Annotated in this window: 2 protein-coding genes and 1 pseudogene; 2 read left to right on the plus strand and 1 reads right to left on the minus strand. The window is 71.3% G+C overall.

The window, feature by feature from the left end:
- Both G6R24_RS18915 and G6R24_RS18920 read left to right on the plus strand, forming a co-directional pair.
- Positions 1-728 (plus strand): zinc-binding dehydrogenase (locus G6R24_RS18915; protein ID WP_163550535.1); only part of this gene is annotated, 728 nt, incomplete at its 5' end.
- 353 nt (positions 729-1,081) lie between these two features.
- Positions 1,082-3,487: a phosphoketolase family protein gene (locus tag G6R24_RS18920; protein ID WP_163550536.1), complete on the plus strand. Its 2,406-nt coding sequence runs from the start codon at positions 1,082-1,084 to the stop codon at positions 3,485-3,487.
- Between the two features lies 1 nt (position 3,488).
- Here G6R24_RS18920 and G6R24_RS18925 read toward each other — a convergent pair.
- Positions 3,489-4,034, minus strand: a pseudogene (locus tag G6R24_RS18925) (acetate/propionate family kinase); the annotation flags it as partial.

The raw sequence follows: 4,034 nt of genomic DNA on the forward strand, positions 1-4,034 counted from the left end.
TCGGGCCAGACGTCGACCAGGCGCTGGTCGAGGCGCTGGTCGTCACCACGACCGGGGGCGCCGGTGGTTATGCGGAGCTCGCCGTCGCCGACGCGGCCGATCTGATCCTGGTGCCCCCCGCCGTCGAGCTGCCCGACGCGGTGGCGCTACTGGCCGACGGTCGCACCGCCCTTCTGCTGCACAACCAGGCCGACGTGCGCCCCGGCGAGTCGGTCCTGGTCGAGGCGGCCGGTGGCGGGCTGGGCAGCCTGCTCGTCCAGCTCGCGACGGCCGCCGGTGCCACCGTGATCGGCGCCGCCCGCGGTGACACCAAACGCGAGCTGGTGCTGTCGCTAGGCGCCGCCAGCTACGTCGACTACGCGCGTCCGGGCTGGGCCCGGGAGGTCATCGAGGTCACCGGCGGTACGGGTGTCGACCTGATCCACGACGGTATCGGTGGGGAGATCGGCGCCCAGGCCCTGACCGCCCTGCGACCCGGTGGACGCCTGAGCAGCCACGGGATGGCCAGCGGCAGCTGGACCGAGCCGTCCGCCGACGTGACGGTGATCGCCGGTGCCGCACCGACGCCGGCTCAGCTGCGCGCACTCGCCGCGCGGGCTCTCGCACACGCGGCGGCCGGGCGGCTGCGCCCGATCATCGGCCAGACCTTCCCCCTGGCCGAGGCCGCCGCGGCCCACCAGGCGATCGAGAACCGGGCCACGCTCGGCAAGACCCTCCTCATCCCCTGACACCAGAGCCCGCCACACCAAGGCCCGCCACACCAGAGCCCGCCGCCCACGGCACGGCACCGCACGGCACGGTCTGCCGTGGCGCCCGCGCGGTTACCAGCGAACCGTCGGCCGGTGTGGCCCAATGTGCGGGATGGACACGAACCCGTGGCGACACCGCCGACGCGAGCTCACCGGTCCCTGCCGCCCGGGACCTTCGGCACCGGTAGTGGCGACGAAAAGTCCGTACACCGCATGTCGAAACGACGCGACGCTGACCCCATGACAATGACGAAGGCCCGGTCGGGCGTGCTCGTATCGATCGGCCCGGTGGCCGACGCGCCACCGCCCTGCCCGTCCGGAGAGGATGGGCTGTGACGGATCTGGATGCGTACGGCAGCGATTCCGTCCTGGATTCCGCCGACCTCGACCGGCTGGTCGACTACTGGAACGCGGCGAACTATCTGACGGTCGCGCAGATCTACCTGCTGGACAATCCGCTGCTGCGCCGGCCGTTGTCCCGCGAGGACGTCAAACCCCGACTGCTCGGCCACTGGGGCACGTCCCCGGCGCTGAACCTGATCTACGCGCACCTGAACCGGTTGGTCCGGCACAGCGGTCAGGACGTTCTCTACGTCGCGGGTCCGGGTCACGGCGGGCCGGCGCTGGTCGCGAACACCTATCTGGAAGGCACCTATTCGGAGATCTATCCGGGTGTGTCGAAGGACGAGGCGGGGCTGCGGCAGCTGGTGCGGCGTTTCTCCACGCCCGGTGGGATTCCCAGCCATGTCAGCGTCCCGACGCCCGGGTCGATCCACGAGGGTGGCGAGCTTGGTTATGCCCTCGTCCACGCCTTCGGCGCGGCCTTCGACCATCCGGACCTGCTGGTCGCGGCGGTGGTCGGGGACGGCGAGGCCGAGACCGGCCCGTTGGAGGGCAGCTGGAAGGGCGTCGACTTCCTCAACCCGGCCCATGATGGGGCCGTCCTGCCGATCCTCAACCTGAACCAGTACAAGATCGCCAATCCGACGGTACTGGGCCGGCTGCCCCGGCAGCGGGTGACGGCCCTGTTCACCGGCCACGGCTACGACGTGCTGTGGGTGGAGGGCGACGACGTCCCGGCGGTGCACCGGGCGTTCGACGCGGCCCTGCGCACCGCGTACACCCGCATCCGGGAGATCCAGCGGGCGGCCCGGGCGCCGGGGGCGGTCATCACCGAGGCGCCGATCTGGCCGATGATCGTGCTGCGGACCCCCAAGGGCTGGACAGGGCCCCACGAGGTGGACGGAATCCTGGTCGAAGGGACGTTCCGGGCCCATCAGGTGCCGCTGGCGCACGTCCGTGACAATCCGGCCCATCTGGCCCAGCTCGAGGCATGGCTGCGCTCCTACCAGCCGCAGCGGCTGTTCGACAAGGAGGGCGCGCTGATCGCCGAACTGGCCGCGCTCGCCCCGTCCGGCTCGTCGCGGCTGGGTTCCTCCAGCTACGCCAACGGAGGACGACGCACCGAGGCGCTGCGGCTGCGCGACTGGCGAACGTACGCGATCGACGTCGACCCCCAGGCCCGCGGCAGCCAGCTGCACGAACCGACCCGCCGACTCGGCCGGCTGCTGGCCGACGCCTACCGGGACAACCCGAGCACCTTCCGGGTGTTCAGCCCGGACGAGCTGGCCAGCAACCGACTTGACGCCGTGCTCGACGTCTCCGACCGCTGCCTGGTCGCGGCGATCGACCCGCGCGACGACCGGGTCTCACCGAACGGCCGGGTGATGGAGGTCCTGTCCGAGCATCTGTGCCAGGGCTGGCTCGAGGCCTACACCCTCACCGGCCGGCACGGACTGTTCGCCACCTACGAGGCGTTCGCGATGGTGTCGGCGTCCATGCTGATCCAGCACACCAAATGGTTGCAGGAGGCCAGCCGGCTGGCCTGGCGGGCGCCGGTGCCCAGCCTCAACGTCCTGCTGACCAGCACCTGCTGGCGTAACGACCACAACGGTTTCTCCCATCAGGGGCCGGGGCTGATCGACACCGTCGTCCCGCTCTCCCCCGGGGTGGTGCGCGTCTGGCTGCCACCGGACGCGAACACCCTGCTCTCGGTCGCCGACCACTGCCTGCGCAGCCACGATCACGTCAACCTGATCGTCGCCGACAAGCAGCCGCACCACCAGTACCTCACCGCGGGCGAAGCCGCCGAGCACGCCGCCCGCGGCGGTTCCGTCTGGGACTGGGCCGGCACCGAGAGGGCCCTCCGCCGCGACGCCGACATCGTCCTGGCCGGTATCGGTGACGTCCCGACCATGGAGATCCTCGCCGCCGCCGAACTGCTCCACACGTTCGTCCCGGATCTGGCCGTCCGGGTCGTCAACGTCATCGACCTGATGGCGCTGCTGCGCTCCGACCTGCATCCGCACGGTTTCTCCTCGGCGATGTTCCGTGCGCTGTTCACCGATTCGACCGACGTCGTCGTCGGTTTCCACGGCTACAGCCGGGGCGTCCACCAGCTTCTGCACGGACGGCCGAACGCCGACCGTTTCCACGTCCGGGGTTTCATGGAGCAGGGCACCACGACAACACCGTTCGACATGGTCGTGCGCAACCAGGTCAGCCGCTACCATCTCGCCCAGCTCGCCCTCGAGTTCGCCCGGGTGACCCCGGCCGGCTCCGACCGCCTGGTCAGCTACTGCCAGGACCAGCTCGCCCGCCACCACGCCCACATCATCGAACACTTCGAGGACCTGCCCGAGATCCGCGACTGGACGTGGGCCAACCAGCCGAGCTGACTCACCCGGCCAGCGCGACCCGGACCCCACGGGCTATCTCGATGTCCTCCCGGGCCTCGACGACGAACACCCGGACCGGGGCGTCCGGCACGCTGATCTCGGCGTCACCGCCCCGGTGGCCGGTGTTCCTCGTGGCGTCCACCCGCACCCCCAGGAAACCCAGCCCGGCGGCGGCCTCGGCACGGATCTCGGCCGAGGCCTCACCGATCCCACCGGTGAACACCAGCGCGTCCAGCCCACCCAGTGCGGCGACCATCGCGGCGACCAGCCCGCGCAGCCGATGCTGGTACACCTCCAGCGCCAGCCGGGCCGACGGCGACCCCGCCCCGGCCATGGCCAGCACCTGGCGCATATCGGCGCTGCCCGCCAGGCCCAGCAGACCGGACTCGTGCTCGAGCCCGTCGCCCACCTCGTCCACGGAAAGCCCCGCCTGGCGCACCAGCCACAGCAGCGCGCCGGGATCGACGCTGCCCGACCGGGTGCCCATGACCAGGCCCTCCAACGGCGTGAACCCCATCGTCGTGTCCCGACACACCCCCGCGGCCAC

The organism is Candidatus Frankia nodulisporulans (assembly GCF_902806475.1).
Classification (GTDB): domain Bacteria; phylum Actinomycetota; class Actinomycetes; order Frankiales; family Frankiaceae; genus Frankia; species Frankia umida.